The sequence below is a fragment of the Lysinibacillus sp. GbtcB16 genome (genome assembly GCF_019091145.1).
Classification (GTDB): Bacteria; Bacillota; Bacilli; order Bacillales_A; family Planococcaceae; genus Lysinibacillus; species Lysinibacillus fusiformis.
The window spans coordinates 1-364 of the sequence record NZ_JAGXJV010000181.1 but is presented as its reverse complement, the minus strand read 5'-3'; the positions used below and the strand labels follow the sequence as shown (position 1 = coordinate 364).

At 44.8% G+C, this 364-nt stretch carries 1 protein-coding gene; it reads left to right on the top strand.

The genetic code is table 11. The annotated features are described in order from the left end of the window. Positions 1-7: 7 nt before the first annotated feature. A partial coding sequence (locus KVT27_RS23905) for an ATP-binding cassette domain-containing protein (protein ID WP_254636270.1) occupies positions 8-364 on the top strand: 357 nt, incomplete at its 3' end.

The window sequence follows — 364 nt, the reverse complement described above, 5'->3', positions numbered from 1 at the left end:
ATCGAGTTTGTTAAAAATAATAGCTGGCTTAGCATCTCCTACAAGTGGAACGGTGATCGTAAATGGAGAAAGAGATAACCGGCGGATTCGTAAAATGGTCTCCTTTTCGTCGGAGCAACCATTTCTTTACGAGTTTCACACCATTGAAGAGACAATTCAATTTTATGAAGGCGTATTCCCTGATTTTCAACGAGCACGAGCAGAGGAGCTCCTCGCATTGCTGAGATTGGATCGTCGACAACGAATCGAGACTTTATCTAAGGGCAATTACAGCCGATTAAAAATCGCGCTTACCATATCGCGTATTGCGCCGCTTCTGCTGCTTGATGAGCCATTTACTGGGCTTGATCCACTTGTCTGCGAG